Below are 15,067 nucleotides of genomic sequence, written 5' to 3'. Positions count from 1 at the left end.
CCAGCCTGCTACGGTCACCAATCAACCGCATCCAGGTGTGCGTGTCAAGAAGCCCTTACGGGAGGAGTTGAAGGTGCGACTTGCCTGCGCCGACTACACCTGGCCAGCCGTCGACCACCGGGCGGCGCTCGACCTCATCGCCAGGCTGGGCTTTGCCGGAGTCGATGTCGGTCTCTTCGCCGGGGGCAGCCACCTCCGGCCGGAGCATCTGGCCACCATTGGCGTCGAGCGGCTGGCCGGACAGGTGCGCGAGCGGGTCGAGACGCGCGGGCTCGTGGTCGCCGACGTCTTCGTCCAGCTTGCCGACGACTTCGCCCGGTACGCGCCGAGCCACCCCGACGAGGGCGTCCGCGCCGAAGCGGTGCGGCTGCTCGAGCCCGCCCTCGACTTCGCCGCTGCGGTGGGCAGCGGCGGCGTGACTGTGCTCCCCGGCATCGCGCACCCGGACGAGCCGTGGCACGAGAGCATCAACCGCGCGGCAGGGACGTTGGGCGCCATGCTACGCGCGGCGGAGGCACGCGGGCTCCGGCTGTCGGTCGAGCCACACGTGGAGAGCATCATCGACACGCCCGGGCGGACCGCCGCGCTGGTCGCGGCCTGTCCGGGCCTCGGGCTGACCATCGACTACGCGCACTTCGTCTGCGCAGGCGCCACCGAAGACGACATCGAGCCGCTGCTGCCGCACGTGCGGCACGTGCAGGCCCGCGGTGGCGCACCGGGCCTGCTGCAGGCCTCTGCCGCGGAGAACACGATCGACTGGGCCCGGATGGTCAGGGCGCTCACCCACGTCGGCTACGACGGGTGGCTCACCACGGAGTATGTCTGGGCGTCATGGCGCGACTGCGACAAGGTCGACAACCTCACCGAGACCGTCTGCCTCCGGGACAGGTTGCGCGCCGCTCTGTCCGCCTGCCAGGACGACACGTCGACGCCGGCGGCGGGGACGCGATGACGGCCGCCCCCCTTGGCGCCGCGGCCGACACCTCCCCTGCCAGTCGCACGGGGATCCGGCAGGTCGCCGACCGGGCCGGCGTCGCCCCCTCGTCGGTATCGCGCGTGCTGTCCGGCCATCCCGACGTCTCGGCGGTCATGCGCAACCGCGTTCTCGATGCGGTCAGCGCGCTCGGCTACGAGCCGGACATGCTGGCGCAGAGCCTGCGACGAGGCGCGACGATGTCGATCGGCTTCATCGTCTCGGACATCTCCAACCCCCTGTTCGCCGAGATCGCATTGGCAGCGGAGACCCGGCTGCAGGACCGCGGTTTCAGCCTCCTCATCACCAACGCGTTCCGCGATCCGAGCACGGAGGCGGATCGCATCCGCATGCTCTCTCGCCGCAGGGTCGACGGCATGCTCATCTCTGTATCGGACGAAGGCCATCCTGGCATCACGGAGGCGCTGTCGAGCCTGAAGCTGCGGGTCGTCCTCATCGACCGTGAGCTGCCGGCGGTCCGGTCCGCGGTCCTCTCCGACCACGCGCGGGGCATCGGCGAGGCGGTCGCCCACCTGATCTCGCTAGGCCACCAGAGGATCGCGCTCATCAACGGCAGCGCCGCCGTGCGCCCCAGCCGCGAGCGGCAGCAGGCGCTGCGTCGGGCCTGTCGCGGGTCCGGGGTCAACGCGACCGTGCGGCACGGCACGTTCAGCCCGGAGCACGGATACAAGAGCACCATGGAGCTGCTCAGCGGCAAGGAACCCCCAACCGCGATCATCGCCGGCAGCAACCAGATCCTGGTCGGCGTGCTGCACGCGGCCCGCGAGCTCGGCGTCCACGTTCCGCACGACGTCAGCCTCGTCACCTGTGACGATCTGACGCTCGCCGGCTTCCTCACGCCGGCGCTGGCCACCATCTCGCGCGATACGGCCGCGATCGGCCGGGCCGCGGCCGGACTGCTTCTCGACCTCATCGATGGCCAACCACCACGCATCGAGGTCCTGCCGACCGGGTTCCGGCCCGCCGGTTCGTGCGCTCCCCCCGCACGGCTGACCTCCTAGGAAGAGCGAAGAGGAACCATGCCCGTCGAGCTGTCCCCCGCCACCGCATCGCTGGCCGGCGGCGCCCCCGAAGGCGCCGCCGACCTCCTCCGCCAGATGTGGCGGATCCGGCTGTTCGAGAACACCGTCATGGACCTGTTCACCCGAGGCCTGGTACGCGGCAGCACGCACCTGTGCCAGGGTCAGGAGGCTGTCTCAGTGGGTGCCTGCGCCGCGCTCCGGCCCTCCGACACGATGACCTGCACGTACCGCGGGCACGGTGCGGTGATCGCCAAGGGCGCGCCGCTCGACGCGTGCTTCGGCGAGATCCTGGGCAGGGCGGGCGGTCTCTGTGGCGGCAAGGGCGGGTCGATGCACCTGACCGACGTGTCGGTCGGTGCACTGGGCAGCAACGCCATCGTCGGCGCCCACCTGCCCATCAGCGTAGGCGCGGCACTGACCTCATCCTACCACGGTCGAGGCGACGTATCGGTGGCCATCTTCGGTGACGGCGCCACCAACATCGGCGCCTTCCACGAGTCGCTCAACATGGCGTCCGTCTGGCGGCTCCCGGTGGTCTTCCTCATCGAGAACAACCAGTACGGCGAGTACAGCCCGCTGCGCTCGACCACCCCGATCGACCGGCTCGCCGACCGCGCCGCCGGCTACGGCATGCCTGGCGAGTACGTCGACGGCAACGACGTGGTCGCCGTCCATGCGGTGATGGAGGCTGCCGTGGCACGGGCCCGGGTCGGGCAGGGCCCGACCCTGATCGAGGCCGACACCTATCGCCAGGTCGGGCATTCACGCAGCGACCCGGCGACGTACCGGCCGGCTGGCGAGCTCGACCGGTGGCTGGCCCGCGACCCGATCACGCTGCTGAGCGACGCGATGCGGGCCGGCGGCGCCCATCCGCCACCGGAGGACGTCGAGCGGGAGGCCGCCGCCGAGGTCGACGCGGCGCTACGCCGGGCCATGGACATGCCCGAGCCTGACCCGGCGAGCCGGCTGCGGGACGTGTATGGGGCGGCGGCATGACTCAGATCAATTACCGCAAGGTCATCGCAGTGGCCATCGCGGACGCGATGCGCGCCGACCCCGACGTCTTCCTGATCGGCGAAGACGTCGGCGCTGCCGGGGGGGCCTTCAAGACGACGGCCGGACTGTTCGAAGAGTTCGGTCCGCGGCGGGTGCGCGACACACCCATCTCCGAGCAAGCCATCGTCGGCACCGCGATCGGCGCGGCCATGACCGGCCTGCGTCCGATCGCCGAGATCATGTTCGCCGACTTCGCCGGCGTTTGCTTCGACCAGCTCGCCAACCAGCTGGCCAAATACCGGTACATGACCGGCGGGCAGGTGCGGCTGCCAGTCACCGTACGGATGGCCAACGGCGCCGGAGCCGGGTTCGCGGCACAGCACAGCCAGCCGGCGGAGAACTGGTTCCTCAACATTCCCGGCCTGAAGATCGCGGTACCAGGCACTGTCGAAGACCTGTACGGGCTGCTGCGCACCGCGATCGCCGACGACGACCCGGTGCTGGTGTTCGAGCACAAGAACCTGTTCGCGCTCAAGGGCGAGGTCTCCGCAGACACCCTCGCGATCCCACTTGGCAAGGCCACCGTCGTGCGCGAGGGCACGGACGTCACGATCGTCGCCATCCAGCAGATGCGCCACCGCGCCGCGGAGGCAGCGGACCAGCTGGCCGCGGAGGGTATTTCCGCCACCGTGATCGACCCGCGCACGCTCGTACCGTTCGACGACGAGGCGGTGGCGGACAGCCTGCGGCGCACGCACCGGCTCGCCGTCGTTCAGGAAGCGCCGCACGGCGGCTCCTGGGGCGCGTCGCTGGTGGCTCGGATGACCGCGGACAACTTCACTCTTTTCGACGCACCGCCGCTCGTGATCGGTGCCGACGAGACGCCGGTGCCCTACAGCCCCGGGCTGGAGGACGCCTGGCTCCCATCGGTGTCGCGGATCGTGTCCGAGGTCCGGAAGCTGGTCACCTGGTGAGCACCGAGCAGTACCTGGTGCGGTTGGAGTACGCCGAGCCGGCCGAGGTCTCCCAAGACGAGCTGTCGGCGCTGCGGCGTGCGGAACGTGAGCGCGCGCACGAGCTGCAGCGCTCGGGCATGCTGCGCGAGCTTTGGCGAGCACCCGGGCGGCGTGCGTCGTGGAGCCTGTGGTCGGTCTCCGGGGCCACCGCGCTGCACGAGGCGCTCACGTCGTTGCCCATGTGGCCCTGGATCACGGCCACCGTGGAGGTGCTCGCGTCACACCCCAACCGGCTGGCGGAGGGGAAATGACGCTCGCCCAGCCAACCGGCTACCTGTCTCCCGCGGTTCGCGCGCTAGCCCGGTTGCACGCGTTCGAGCCGTCGGCAATCGCGGGCACCGGTGTAGGCGGCCGAGTCACGCTGGCCGACGTCCTCGCCACGCTCGCCGCGGCCGGCCCCGCGCCGTCCAGCAGCGCCCGGCCCGCGCAGCCCGGCCGGCCCGAGGACGGGTTGATCGAGACGGCGGTCGACGTCACCGGCGGCGACCGGACGGACGCCGAGATCGGTACCGCGGTGCAGGGCGCCGTCCGCGCACTCCATATCGGACAAGACGTGCCCGTCGTGGTAGGCGGTCCGGGCACGACCCGAGTCGTCCCGCCGCTCGAGCCCGGCCGGTGGCTCGCCGTCGGCGTGGGCGCTCCATCTTGGACCGCGACCGCGGCCCTGACCGCGTCCGGCGAACGAGTACTGGCCGCACGGCTCCACAGATCCGTCGTCGTACGCTGGGCCGCCGGCGACGGACGCCATACGGCCGAGGCACTGCTGCGGGCGTCGGCCACCGTCGTGGGCCGCGGCCAGTACTGATCGCGTCACCAGAGCATCGGCGAGAGTGCCGGTGAACCGGTGCTCAGCGAGATCATGCGTTCGTGCTCCGTCGAGCTGGTCGACATTGCGTGGCAGCTCGTCACACGATCGCTGTCATCCTGGGCGGATGACGAACTCCTCCGGATCAGCCGTCCGGCCGAGCCCGGTCGGCCGGGTCGTGGGCTGGACCGGCATCGCCGGGCACATCGCGGTGCTGTTCCTCTACGTGGTCAGCGGGCTCGCCGTCCCCGCCTGGGCGGTGGGTGTCCTGCTCGTCATCTGGGCCGCCCTGCTGGCGCTCGCGATCACCCTGCTACGCGCCCGTCCACTCTGGACGCCGGCCGTGCCCGTCGCCGCCGTCGCGATCTGGGCTCGCGGTCCTCTCGGCCGGCGATGCCTGGCTCGACTGGACCGCGTAGCCCCTACCAGCTCAGGTGGCCGTACTCGTCCGTGAAGGTGCCCGTCGGGCCGTCCGGGTCGAGCGTGGCCAGGCGTACGACGGTCTTCGCGCTTTCCGTCACCGACCGCCCGATCCCGAACGCGGCCGTCATGTCGGTCGCGGTGGTGCCGGGCTCGAGGGCGTTGAACTTGATGCCCGGCTGGGACTTGGCGTACTGGACGGTGAGCATCGTGGCCGCCGCCTTGGACGCCGCGTAGAGCGGGAGCGGCATGCCGTACTCCGGCCGCTCGGGGTTGGTGACCGCCCAGAACGACCCCATGCTGCTGGAGACGTTGACCACCCTGGGGTTCGCGGACCTGCGCAACAGCGGCAGGGCGGCCTCCGTGACCCGGACGACCCCGACCGCGTTGATGTCGAACACGCGCAGCGCCGACGGCCCGTCGGTGGCGTCGGCGCCGAGCACGCCCGCGTTGTTCACCAGGACGTCGAGCCGGCCCTCGACCGCGTCGACGGTCGCGAGCGCCGCGCGCACCGAGGCGTCGTCGGTGACGTCGAGTTGCACGAACCGCGCGCCCAGCGCCGCCGCGGCCCGCTCGCCCCGCTCGACGTCGCGGGCGCCGAGCCACACGGTGTGGCCTCGTTCGAGAAGCTGCCTGGCGGTCTCGAAGCCGATGCCCTTGTTGGCGCCGGTGATCAGGGTGATGGTCATCTGGTTCCTCCGGGAGGATTTTTGTACCGGTCGGTTGCACGACCACCGTAGCAATTTCTGTACCGATCGGTAGTGAGCCCGATCACCTTTTGTACCGAGCGGTAGACTGAACGCCATGAGCACTTCAGCCATCGGACGACCGCGGGCCTTCGACGAGGAGACGGTCCTCGAACGCGCCACCGACGTCTTCTGGCGGCACGGCTACGAGGGCGCCTCCCTGAGCGCCCTGACCAGCGCGATGGGCATCAACAGGCCGAGCCTGTACGCCACGTTCGGCAGCAAGGAGCAGCTGTTCGAGCGCGCCTTCGCCCGCTACCACGAGGGCCAGGTGGCCCGGGCCCGCGCCACACTGGCCGCACCCACCGCGTACGCGGCCATCGAGGGCTTCCTGCGCGCCAGCGCCGACGGCCTCACCGCCGACGACCACCCGGCCGGCTGCCTGTCGATCCAGGGTGGCCTGGCCTGCTCGCCGGAGAACAACCGGATCGCCGAGATCCTGGCCACCGGCAGGGCGGCCACCGAGTCCGCGATCGTGGAGCGCCTCTCCCGGGCGGCGGAGGAAGGCGACCTCCCGGAGGGCGTGGACGCCCGCGCGCTGGCCCGGTTCGTGATGGCGCTGAGCGAGGGCCACGCCGTCCACGCGGCGGCCGGCGCGAGCCGGGAAGAGCTCCAGGCCTCGGTCGACGTCGCGATGCGGGCGGTCGCCCTGCGGCCCTGACCGATTAAGTGGTCTTGCCGGACCCGGGCCACCCACCCACGAGCACGTAACCGTTCATGAGCCGCCGCGGCGCTTGGCGAGGAATCCGCGTGGCGGCACCGACAGGACCGGCGCCGGGCGTACGCCGTGGTGGTCGAGGATCGCGTTGGCGGCGAGGAGGCCCGAGGCGGCGGCGCGTTCCATGAGCGCGCAGGGAAACGGCATCCGCACCCAGTCGCCGGCGACGTAGAGGCCGTCCAGGCCCGTCCGGGTGCTCGGGCGGGTCGCGTCGCCGCCGAGGTCGAAGGCCGGGGCGTTGTGCCCCACCCGGTGGTCACTGTCCAACACGGACAGCGCCCGCGTCTCGGGCCAGATGGCGTTGAGCTCCGCGCGCATGCGACGGGCCAGGGTGGACGCGTCCACGTCGCGCGGGGCCGCGTACGCGTGGAGCTCCAGCACGCTGCCACCCGTGCGGGCCGCCCACTGGCGTGCTTCCCGCTCGGCCCGGTGGTAGAGCGTGACGGAGTCGAGCGTGGCTTCCGCCGAGACGCTGGTGAACGTCGCCCGGTCGGCGTTGACGTCGCCGTCGAGCCAGATGCGGTCGACCGCGTACGGCGGGGCCGTGCGCAGCGCGGCGACGCGGGCGCCGAAGTCCGGGTGGGCGCGTACGACCTCCGGCGACGCGCCGACGATCTCGCGGGCCGCGGCCGGATCGACCGCCAGCACGACGTGGTCGGCCGAGACCCGGGCGCCACCGGTGACGCTGACCGTCCACCCCGGCTCGATCCGGTCGACCGTCGTGTCCGTGTTGACCTTCACGCCCAGGGCGGCCAGCCGCTCCGCCAGCGGTGACCAGATCGCGCTCTCGTAGTCGGCGTCCGGGGCGTCCATGTCGAGACCCTCGGGATTGCGTACGAAGAAGAAGTGGAACTGCATGAGCATCTCCGCCGCCGACATCTCCGCCTCGAGGTTGAAGAACGAGTGGGCGAAGACGTCGAACAGCATGGCGCGGGCGCGGGTCGTCAGGCCGAGGCTGTCCAGGAAGGCGGCCGCGGAGACCGTGTCGAACTCGCGGTAGGTCTCCGCCATGTCGAACGCGAGCATCGGCAGGGCGGCCCGGCTGTCCGCGTGCCGCAGGTCGCGCAGCCGCAGGCTCGGCGAGCGGGCGAGCAGCGACAGCAGGTTGACCGGCGGCAGGCCGAACAGGCCGGCGAACTCCTCCGGCGGCCACTGCCGGGACACGACCGGATAGCGGCCGAGCGGTCGCAGGAAGCCGAGCTCCGGGTCGATGCGGCGCAGCAAGGCCCGCAGGTTGTAGTACTGGCGGAAGAACCCGTGGAAGCCGTGCTCGACCACCTGGGGCGTGCCGTCGCGCAGGCGCATCGGCCACGTCGTCAGCCGCCCACCGAGGCGGCTCCCGCGTTCGAGCAGCGTCACCGCCACACCGCGCTCGGCCAGCGTCAGCGCGGCCGTGACGCCCGCGATCCCGCCGCCGACGACCACCGCCGTGGCGCCCGGGTCCACGGACGACCCGAGGGCGCCGCCTGGGGTGTCCATCCGCCGCGGGACATTGCCGGTGATCCGCCTTAGGAGCATCGACCGCTTCGCCATCGTGGGGCCGCCTCTCCGTCCTGTCTGATCCTAGGGAGGATCGACCGGTGGCGGATGCGACGCGCATGGGTAAGAAAGGTGCGTCCATCCGGTGCCCGCGGAGCGAATGGAACAGAGAACGGCTGCCCGGGAGGAGGTTGACCATTACCGACGACGAGCTCGCCGAGCGGCTGCGCGCCGGCGACGAGAAGGCGCTGCGCACCGCGTACGAGCGACACGGCGCCGCCGTGCTCTACCTCGCGCAGCGCCTGCTGGGCAACCGCGCCGACGCCGAGGACGTCACGCAGCTCACGTTCGTGGCGGCCTGGTCGGGGCGGGACTCGTTCGACCCGCAGCGGGGCACGATCCTGGGCTGGCTGCTGGGGATCGCCCGGCGCAAGGCGATCGACCGGATCCGGTCGGCCGTACGCGACGACCGGGTCGCCCGCAGCATCGGCGCGCAGGTCGCCCCGGCGGACCAGCCGGAGCTCCCCGAGCGCATCGTCGACCGGCTGGTCGTGGCCGACGAGCTGGGCCGGCTGCCCGCCGAGCAGCGGCGCACGCTGGAGCTGGCGTTCTTCGACGACCTCACCCACCCGCAGATAGCGGCCGTCACCGGGCTCCCCCTCGGTACGGTGAAAAGCCACATCCGCCGTGGGCTGGCGAACCTGCGACGCCGTTGGGAGGTGGACGGTGCGGCATCTCGATCCCGATCGGCTGGTTCTTCTCGCGCTCTCTGAGGAGACCGAGGTGGCCACGGAGGCCGACCACCTGACGGGGTGCACGGCCTGCCGGCACGAGCTCGACACGTTGCGTACGGTCGCCGGCCTGGGCGCGGAAAGCCAGGAGGTACGCGACCTGCCGCCGCCGCCCGAGCGGATCTGGCAGCGCGTCGAGGCCGACCTGGCCGGCGCGCCCGCCGCTGTCGTCGCGCCGGCCGAGCGGCGGCGCCGCCCACGCTGGCTGGTGCCCGTGCTCGCCGCGGCGGCGGCCGCGGTGCTCGCGGTCGCCGGAACGGTCGCGGTCGACCGGTGGCTGCACCGCGCCCCGGCCGAGACGGTGGCGGCGCGGGCGACGCTGTCCCCGTTGCCGACCGTGCCGGCGACCGCGGGCGGCAGCGTACGCGTGCTGTCCGCCGGCCAGATGCGCGTCGAGGTGCGGAACCTGCCGCTGACGACCGGGTTCCACGAGGTGTGGCTGATCGACCCCGACGATCCCACGCGCATGGTCGCGGTCGGCAACCTGTCGGACCGGCCCGACGCCGTGCTGACCGTGCCGCCCGGCGTCGACCTGAACCGCTACCGCCTGGTCGACGTCAGCGACGAGCCCCACGACGGCGACGCCGCGCACTCGGGCCGCAGCCTCCTGCGCGGAACCCTCACCTCCTAGGTGCATCCGCCATCGGCGGCACGTCCGAAGTACGGGGTGGTGGCACCGCAGCCATCACCCCCGTACTCGGAAGGGACACCCTGACGATGAGGTTCATCGGACTCGGCAAGCGCGCCGCGGCCATCGCGTCCGTCGCGCTCGTCACCTCCGCGCTCGCCGCCGCCCCCGCCGACGCGCACGGCAAGGGCAAGCCGTTGGGCACCAGGTCGCTCGCCGCGGTGCTGACCGCGGACACGAGCGGCTTCGACCGCAACGGCGGCGACTACGACATCCTGGCCGCCGCGGTGCGGGCCGTGCTGGCGGCCAAGCCGGGCAGCGCCGTCGGTGTGCTCGCCGACGGAAAGACGGCGCTGACCGCGTTCATCCCCAACGACCGCGCCTTCCAGCGGCTGGTCGCCGACCTGAAGCACACCGGTCGGCTGCCGGGCGAGCGCGCGTCGTTCACCGCGGTGGCCGGGCTGGGCATCGACACCGTCGAGTCGGTGCTGCTCTACCACGTGGTCCCGGGCGCCACGATCAACCGTGCGGCGGCACTGAAGTCGGACGGCGCGCGGTTGACGACGGCCGCGGGATCCACGATCAAGGTCGACGTGTACGGCCACTGGTGGAAGCGGGTCAGGCTGGTCGACGCCGACCGCGGCGACCGCGACCCGCGCGTCAACAGGTTCGACGTCAACAAAGGCAACCGGCAGATCGCCCATGGCATCGACCGGGTGCTGCGCCCGATCGACCTGCCCTGAAACCACGCCGGCGGGCGCGGGCGACCGTGCCCGCTGGCCCTCAACCAGCACACGGTCCTGGCCGAGTTCGGCCTGGGACAATTCTGCACGGAGTGGCAGGTGTCTACCCAGCAGGCGTCTCCGCCGTCGACCTTCACCTTCCCCGCCGGGCTGTAGTTCCCCGATCCAGCGCGGGCGCCGGTGTGCGGTGGCACGATCGGAAACGGACCGCTACCGCCGACGCGAGGGAGATCGCCATGGCCCGGCCCACCATCGTCCTGGTGCACGGCGCGTGGGCCGACGGGTCCAGTTGGAACGCCGTCGCGACGTCGCTGCGGACGCAGGGCTACACCGTCCTGACGCTGCCGAACCTGCTCCGCGGGCCCACCACCGACGCCGCCTACGTCGCGTCGTGCCTGGAGCAGCGGACGAGCGGGCCGGTGGTGCTGGTCGGCCACTCGTACGGCGGCTTCGTGGTCACCAACGCCGCGAAGGCCGGCGGCGACGTGCGGGCGCTGGTCTACATCGACGCCTTCGCCCCCGACGAGGGCGAGACCGTGTTCCAGATCCTGGGCGACTCGGGTTCGGCCCTCGCGGTCCCCGACCCGACCACGGTCCTGGACCTGGTCGGCTACCCGGGCGCACCGGAGGGCGACCTCGACGCGTTCCTCAAGCCCGACTCGGTCCACAACGTCTTCGCCCAGGACCTGCCGGAGGCCGACCGCTGGCTGATCGTGCAGAGCCAGCGCCCGATCACGCTGAGCGCCAACAACACCCCGTCCGGCGTACCGGCCTGGAAGTCGCTGCCGAGTTGGACGGTGGTCGGCAACGACGACCACGTGATCCCGGCGGCGACCCAACGCCGCATGGCCGAACGCGCCGGCGCCACGGTCACCGACGTGGACGCCTCCCACGTCTCGATGGTCTCGCGCCCGCAGGTGACGATCGACGCCATCCTCGCGGCGGTGGCCTCGGTCTAGCTTTCTGATCATTCGCGGCACCCAGCGAAGATTCGCGCATACCGCCGTTTCGCGTCGATCCTTTCCGGGCAGTGGAGCCGGCCTCAGGTCCACTGTCGATAGGAGACGACGTGAATCGTTACGGGGCATGGCGCGTGACCGCGGTGGTCGCGGCAGCGGTGACGGGGGTCGCCGCGCTTCCCGCCATGGCGAGCGCGGACGGGGTCGCCGACTTCCTTCCGCCACGGTATCTGTCCACCGGGGCACCGAACACCGACAGTGTCGCCGTCGCCGACGTCACCGGCGACCGCCGGCCCGACATCCTGGTCGGCGTATCCGCGTTCGGCAACGGCGACGTGAACGCGCTGCTGGTCTACGCGCAGCAGCCCGACCGCGGCTACGGCGCCCCGCGGCGAATCGTCGCGCACGGCGAGGCCGGTGGTGAGGTGCGGGTGGCGGTCGGCGACCTCGACGGTGACGGCCGCACCGACGCCGCGCTGTCGACCCGGGCCGGCGTGGACCTCTTCTACCAACGGTCCGGAAACCTGACGGCGCCGGTCCTCGCCGCGAGCGGCAGCGGCGCGGCCGACGTCGCGTTGGCGGACATGGACGGCGACCGGCGCACCGACCTCGTCGTCTCGGTCCTGCCGGGCACCGTCACGATCCACCGGCAGGCGTCGCGCGGCGTGTTCGCGGCCCCGGTCACCCTGACCGGACCGTTCGACACGGGCGCACCGGGCGAGCAGGTGTTCGTCGCCGATCTCAACGGCGACGCGCGACCGGACGTCGCCCAGTTCTACGGCAAGGGCACCTGGGTTCGGCTCCAGCGGGCGGACGGCACGTTCGCGCCGGCCTCGCACCATCTGGTCGCGCCGGACGCCGACGGCTACCGGTGGCCGACCGCCAGCGCCGCCGTCGGTGACGTGACCGGGGACGGGCGCGTCGACCTCGTCATGGCGACGGACGCGAACGTCCCCAACAGCGCCGTGAACGTCTTCGCCGGCCGCTCCGGCGGGCCGACGGCCGTACCGTCGGTGTATCCGGTCCATGACATCCCGGCCGGGATGGCGATCGGTGACCTCACCGGCGACGGACGCGCCGACCTCGCGGTGGCCCACCACAGCTGGCAGGCCGTCAGTGTGAGCCCGCAGCGGTCCGACGGCACGCTCGGTGCGTACGGGCTGGTCGAGATGGACAACGTGGCGCGGAGCGTGGACGGCGTCGCCGTCGCGGACGTCAGCGGTGACGGCCGAGCCGACATCATCAGCACCAGTTACATGAGTATCGCCGTCATCGTCCACCGATAGCCGGCGCCGAGGGGCCGGTCCCGCTGGGCGGGGCCGGCCCTGTCGCTATTCCGCGCCCACCGTGCGCAAGGTGGCGAGCACCAGCGTGCGGGCGACGGTGACGATGTCGCTGACGCGGACCTGTTCGCGCGGGCCGTGGGCCAGGCGCACGTCGCCCGGTCCGTACTGCAGCGTCGGGATGCCCGCGCCCGCGTAGAGGCGCAGGTCGCTGCCGTACGGTGCGCCGCGCTCGGCCGGTCGCGGGCCGCGGGTGACGTCCGCGTGCGCGGTGCCGACGACGGCGGCCAGCGGATGCCCGGCCGGCAGTTGGCCGCTCGCGAACTGGCCGCCGGGCCAGGTGACCGTGGCCGGGTGGGAGCGCAGCCACGGGTCGTCCGCGCACGCCGCCGCCACGCACTCCTCGAGGTCCGCCCGGGCCGCTGCCGGCTCTTCGCCCAGCCGCACGCCCAGTCGACCCTCGGCCACCAGCAGGTCGGGGACGCTGCTGGCCCAGTCGCCGGAGCGGACCGTGCCGACCGACAGCGGGTACGGGATCTGGTAGTCGGACATGAGCGGGTGGGCGTCGGCGTTCCGGCGCGTTTCGAGCGCGGCGAGCGCCCGGTGGATCGGCAGGTACGCGTCGATCGCGCTGACGCCCGCGTACCGGGTGCTGCCGTGGGTCGCCTGCCCGGGCACCTCGATGCGGAACGTCAGGGCGCCGGCGTTGGCGGTCATGACCGCGCCGCTGGTCGGTTCGGTGATGATGCAGGCGTCGCCGGTGTGGCCGCGGGCGAGGGTGCCGAACGCGCCCAGCCCGCCGTCCTCCTCGCTGACGACGAAGTGCACCGCCACCCGGCCACGCAGCCGCGCGCCCGCCTCGCGTACCGCCGCCAGGGCCGCGACGATCGCCACCACGCCGGCCTTCATGTCGCACGCGCCCCGGGCGTGCACCACGTCCCCTACGATCCTCGGCCGGAACGGGTCACCCGCCCAGCGCACCGGGTCGCCGGGCGGGACGACGTCGACGTGCCCCTGCAGGATCAGCGTCGGCCCGTCGCCCCGGCCCGTGGTGGCGCCCACGAGACCCCAGGCCTCCGTGCGCGGGGCCTCGAGACCCGGGAACTGGGGATGTGCCCGCAGTGCCGCCAGATCCATGGACCAGAGGTCGACGTCCAGATCGGCGACCGCGAGGTGCCGGGCGAGGCTGTGCTGAAGCTCCGACTCCGCCGCGGTGCCGGTGACGCTCGGCACGGCGAGAAGGTCGAGCAGCATCCGCGCGATGGCCGCTTCGTCGACCGCGGCCAGCGCGGAGGCCTCCACGTCGCTCATAGGACCACTTCCGCCGGGGGGACATCAGGAGTGCCAAGAGTATCGGGAGGGACTAGCGTCGATGTCATGATGCGAGCCGAGACGCTGGTGCGGCAGGGCACGGACGTCATCGTGGACGACGTCACGGATACGCGGTATCAGCTCGCCTCCGTGAGCAAGCAGTTCACCGCGGCCGCCGCGCTCCTGCTCGTCGAGGCCGGCACGCTGGCCCTCGACGATCCCGTGAGCCGGTGGATCGACGGCTGCCCGCGGGAGTGGCGGGACATCACGCTGCACCACCTGCTGACCCACACCTCGGGCATCGGTCACTGGCACGACTATCCCATGATCGACCTGGCCCAGTGGGTCGAGCCGGCCGAGCTGGTGCGGACCTTCCACCGGGTGCCGCCGCTGTATCCGCCGGGTGCGGGCTGGCGCTACAGCAGGCTACGGGTGTAAGTAGCGCCCAGGCCGAGCCGACCCCAGGTCGACGTTTCCGACGCTGCGCTGCGACGCAGCCTCGCTGGCCGACACCCTGATGCCAACGGATCTGGCCATCGAGGATCTGACTGACGGCTGAAATGCTTGACCCTCCTGTTGCGGGAGCGCCGATCGTGGGATGAGGTCGGCTGGAGCTCTGGTCGGCTTAAGTGACAGGAGGACCTTTCTTGATGACGATCGGCCGGTTCGCACATGCCAGCGGACTCACCATCAAAGCGTTGCGTTTCTATGACGAGAACGGCCTGCTCGAGCCGCGCAGCGTTGACCCAGAGACCGGCTATCGGCGCTACAGCGGCGGGCAGCTTCGCCGGGCCGCGATGATCAAGGTATTGCGTCAGATGGGGATGTCCTTGGCGCAGGTGCGAGAGGTGGTCGACAACCCGGACCGCGCTGCTGAGCACCTCACCCGGTTCATTGACGACCTCAACATTCTGCGGGCCCGCCAAGATTCGGCCGTAGAACGCGGTATGGAAATTCTCAGCTCTTACGATCAACCAGTTCAGGTGCAGACTCGCGTCGCGCCCGCGCAGCACTGGGTCGGCGCGGCGATGTCGGTGGATCCCACGAGGGTCGATCCGGTGAAGGGGGCGCAGGATTTCGAGGCAACCTTCATGCGTCTGGGCGAGGCACTTCAGGAGTCGGACAACCCCCCGGTGGCATCGTTCTGGACCACGAT

Annotated in this window: 17 protein-coding genes and 1 pseudogene; 15 read left to right on the top strand and 3 right to left on the bottom strand. The window is 71.9% G+C overall.

The genetic code is table 11. The features are described 5' to 3' along the window. Positions 1-73: 73 nt before the first annotated feature. The 7 genes from Asi02nite_RS19740 to Asi02nite_RS19710 all read left to right on the top strand — a co-directional run bounded on the left by Asi02nite_RS19740 (position 74) and on the right by Asi02nite_RS19710 (position 5,287). On the top strand, positions 74-952 hold the full coding sequence (locus tag Asi02nite_RS19740; RefSeq protein ID WP_203714990.1) for a sugar phosphate isomerase/epimerase family protein: 879 nt from the start codon (positions 74-76) through the stop codon (positions 950-952). Beyond that, on the top strand, positions 949-1,995 hold the full coding sequence (locus Asi02nite_RS19735) for a LacI family DNA-binding transcriptional regulator (RefSeq protein ID WP_203714989.1): 1,047 nt from the start codon (positions 949-951) through the stop codon (positions 1,993-1,995). The genes Asi02nite_RS19740 and Asi02nite_RS19735 overlap by 4 nt, the downstream gene beginning before the upstream one ends. An 18-nt stretch (positions 1,996-2,013) precedes the next feature. Further along, positions 2,014-3,012: a thiamine pyrophosphate-dependent dehydrogenase E1 component subunit alpha gene (locus Asi02nite_RS19730; RefSeq protein WP_203714988.1), complete on the top strand. Its 999-nt coding sequence runs from the start codon at positions 2,014-2,016 to the stop codon at positions 3,010-3,012. After that, complete coding sequence (locus Asi02nite_RS19725; RefSeq protein WP_203714987.1) at positions 3,009-3,986, top strand: alpha-ketoacid dehydrogenase subunit beta; 978 nt, start codon at positions 3,009-3,011, stop codon at positions 3,984-3,986. The genes Asi02nite_RS19730 and Asi02nite_RS19725 overlap by 4 nt, the downstream gene beginning before the upstream one ends. Next, positions 3,983-4,279, top strand: a complete 297-nt coding sequence (locus Asi02nite_RS19720; protein WP_203714986.1) for a muconolactone Delta-isomerase family protein — start codon at positions 3,983-3,985, stop codon at positions 4,277-4,279. The genes Asi02nite_RS19725 and Asi02nite_RS19720 overlap by 4 nt, the downstream gene beginning before the upstream one ends. Continuing rightward, on the top strand, positions 4,276-4,833 hold the full coding sequence (locus Asi02nite_RS19715) for an E3 binding domain-containing protein (RefSeq protein ID WP_203714984.1): 558 nt from the start codon (positions 4,276-4,278) through the stop codon (positions 4,831-4,833). The genes Asi02nite_RS19720 and Asi02nite_RS19715 overlap by 4 nt, the downstream gene beginning before the upstream one ends. Before the next feature lie 127 nt (positions 4,834-4,960). Further along, positions 4,961-5,287: a hypothetical protein gene (locus Asi02nite_RS19710; protein ID WP_203714983.1), complete on the top strand. Its 327-nt coding sequence runs from the start codon at positions 4,961-4,963 to the stop codon at positions 5,285-5,287. Here the strand turns inward: Asi02nite_RS19710 and Asi02nite_RS19705 are convergent. Further along, complete coding sequence (locus Asi02nite_RS19705) at positions 5,256-5,942, bottom strand: SDR family NAD(P)-dependent oxidoreductase (protein ID WP_203714982.1); 687 nt, start codon at positions 5,940-5,942, stop codon at positions 5,256-5,258. The two genes, Asi02nite_RS19710 and Asi02nite_RS19705, sit on opposite strands and share 32 nt — an antisense overlap. A 115-nt stretch (positions 5,943-6,057) precedes the next feature. On the opposite strand from Asi02nite_RS19705, the gene Asi02nite_RS19700 reads away from it, so the two are divergent. Further along, a complete protein-coding gene (locus Asi02nite_RS19700; protein ID WP_203714980.1) occupies positions 6,058-6,660 on the top strand; it encodes a TetR/AcrR family transcriptional regulator in 603 nt (200 codons plus the stop codon). 54 nt (positions 6,661-6,714) lie between these two features. On the opposite strand, the gene Asi02nite_RS19695 is transcribed toward Asi02nite_RS19700, so the two are convergent. Further along, entirely contained in the window at positions 6,715-8,196 is a 1,482-nt protein-coding gene (locus tag Asi02nite_RS19695) for an FAD-dependent oxidoreductase (RefSeq protein WP_275410365.1), read from the bottom strand. Between the two features lie 191 nt (positions 8,197-8,387). Between Asi02nite_RS19695 and Asi02nite_RS19690 the strand changes: the two genes are divergently transcribed. From Asi02nite_RS19690 to Asi02nite_RS19670, 5 genes are all read left to right on the top strand, one after another. Next, the gene (locus Asi02nite_RS19690; RefSeq protein WP_239126830.1) at positions 8,388-8,969 is read left to right on the top strand and encodes an RNA polymerase sigma factor; all 582 of its coding nucleotides are present in this window, start codon (positions 8,388-8,390) and stop codon (positions 8,967-8,969) included. Positions 8,970-8,979: 10 nt separating this feature from the next. Further along, positions 8,980-9,618 carry an anti-sigma factor gene (locus tag Asi02nite_RS19685; RefSeq protein ID WP_239126829.1) on the top strand — a complete coding sequence of 213 codons (639 nt, stop codon included), beginning with the start codon at positions 8,980-8,982 and terminating at the stop codon, positions 9,616-9,618. A gap of 86 nt (positions 9,619-9,704) precedes the next feature. Beyond that, positions 9,705-10,358 (top strand): fasciclin domain-containing protein, encoded by a 654-nt coding sequence (locus tag Asi02nite_RS19680; protein ID WP_203714975.1) that lies wholly within the window; start codon positions 9,705-9,707, stop codon positions 10,356-10,358. A 236-nt stretch (positions 10,359-10,594) separates the two neighbouring features. Continuing rightward, positions 10,595-11,317, top strand: coding sequence for an alpha/beta fold hydrolase (locus Asi02nite_RS19675; protein WP_203714973.1), 723 nt, complete (start codon positions 10,595-10,597; stop codon positions 11,315-11,317). Positions 11,318-11,427: 110 nt separating this feature from the next. Beyond that, the gene (locus tag Asi02nite_RS19670) at positions 11,428-12,603 is read left to right on the top strand and encodes an FG-GAP repeat domain-containing protein (RefSeq protein ID WP_203714971.1); all 1,176 of its coding nucleotides are present in this window, start codon (positions 11,428-11,430) and stop codon (positions 12,601-12,603) included. Between the two features lie 45 nt (positions 12,604-12,648). Here Asi02nite_RS19670 and Asi02nite_RS19665 read toward each other — a convergent pair whose 3' ends face one another. Then, the gene (locus tag Asi02nite_RS19665) at positions 12,649-13,911 is read right to left on the bottom strand and encodes an ArgE/DapE family deacylase (protein WP_203714969.1); all 1,263 of its coding nucleotides are present in this window, start codon (positions 13,909-13,911) and stop codon (positions 12,649-12,651) included. Positions 13,912-13,980: 69 nt separating this feature from the next. Here Asi02nite_RS19665 and Asi02nite_RS19660 point away from each other — a divergent pair. Together Asi02nite_RS19660 and Asi02nite_RS19655 are read left to right on the top strand one after the other, a co-directional pair. Further along, positions 13,981-14,334, top strand: a pseudogene (locus Asi02nite_RS19660) (serine hydrolase domain-containing protein); the annotation flags it as partial. A 227-nt stretch (positions 14,335-14,561) separates the two neighbouring features. Continuing rightward, the coding region (locus tag Asi02nite_RS19655) for a MerR family transcriptional regulator (protein ID WP_203714968.1) at positions 14,562-15,067 on the top strand (506 nt) is incomplete at its 3' end.

The sequence above is a fragment of the Asanoa siamensis genome (genome assembly GCF_016862555.1).
In the GTDB taxonomy this organism is placed as follows: domain Bacteria; phylum Actinomycetota; class Actinomycetes; order Mycobacteriales; family Micromonosporaceae; genus Asanoa; species Asanoa siamensis.
Note: the sequence above shows the minus strand (reverse complement) of the source record. Positions and strands in the feature narration are given on the sequence as shown.

Coding starts and splice junctions, on each gene's coding strand:
- Asi02nite_RS19735 (WP_203714989.1), top strand. CDS start 949: ATGACGGCCGCCCCCCTTGGCGCCGCGGCCGACACCTCCCCTGCCAGT.
- Asi02nite_RS19730 (WP_203714988.1), top strand. CDS start 2,014: ATGCCCGTCGAGCTGTCCCCCGCCACCGCATCGCTGGCCGGCGGCGCC.
- Asi02nite_RS19725 (WP_203714987.1), top strand. CDS start 3,009: ATGACTCAGATCAATTACCGCAAGGTCATCGCAGTGGCCATCGCGGAC.
- Asi02nite_RS19715 (WP_203714984.1), top strand. CDS start 4,276: ATGACGCTCGCCCAGCCAACCGGCTACCTGTCTCCCGCGGTTCGCGCG.
- Asi02nite_RS19710 (WP_203714983.1), top strand. CDS start 4,961: ATGACGAACTCCTCCGGATCAGCCGTCCGGCCGAGCCCGGTCGGCCGG.
- Asi02nite_RS19705 (WP_203714982.1), bottom strand. CDS start 5,942: ATGACCATCACCCTGATCACCGGCGCCAACAAGGGCATCGGCTTCGAG.
- Asi02nite_RS19700 (WP_203714980.1), top strand. CDS start 6,058: ATGAGCACTTCAGCCATCGGACGACCGCGGGCCTTCGACGAGGAGACG.
- Asi02nite_RS19695 (WP_275410365.1), bottom strand. CDS start 8,196: ATGGACACCCCAGGCGGCGCCCTCGGGTCGTCCGTGGACCCGGGCGCC.
- Asi02nite_RS19680 (WP_203714975.1), top strand. CDS start 9,705: ATGAGGTTCATCGGACTCGGCAAGCGCGCCGCGGCCATCGCGTCCGTC.
- Asi02nite_RS19675 (WP_203714973.1), top strand. CDS start 10,595: ATGGCCCGGCCCACCATCGTCCTGGTGCACGGCGCGTGGGCCGACGGG.
- Asi02nite_RS19665 (WP_203714969.1), bottom strand. CDS start 13,911: ATGAGCGACGTGGAGGCCTCCGCGCTGGCCGCGGTCGACGAAGCGGCC.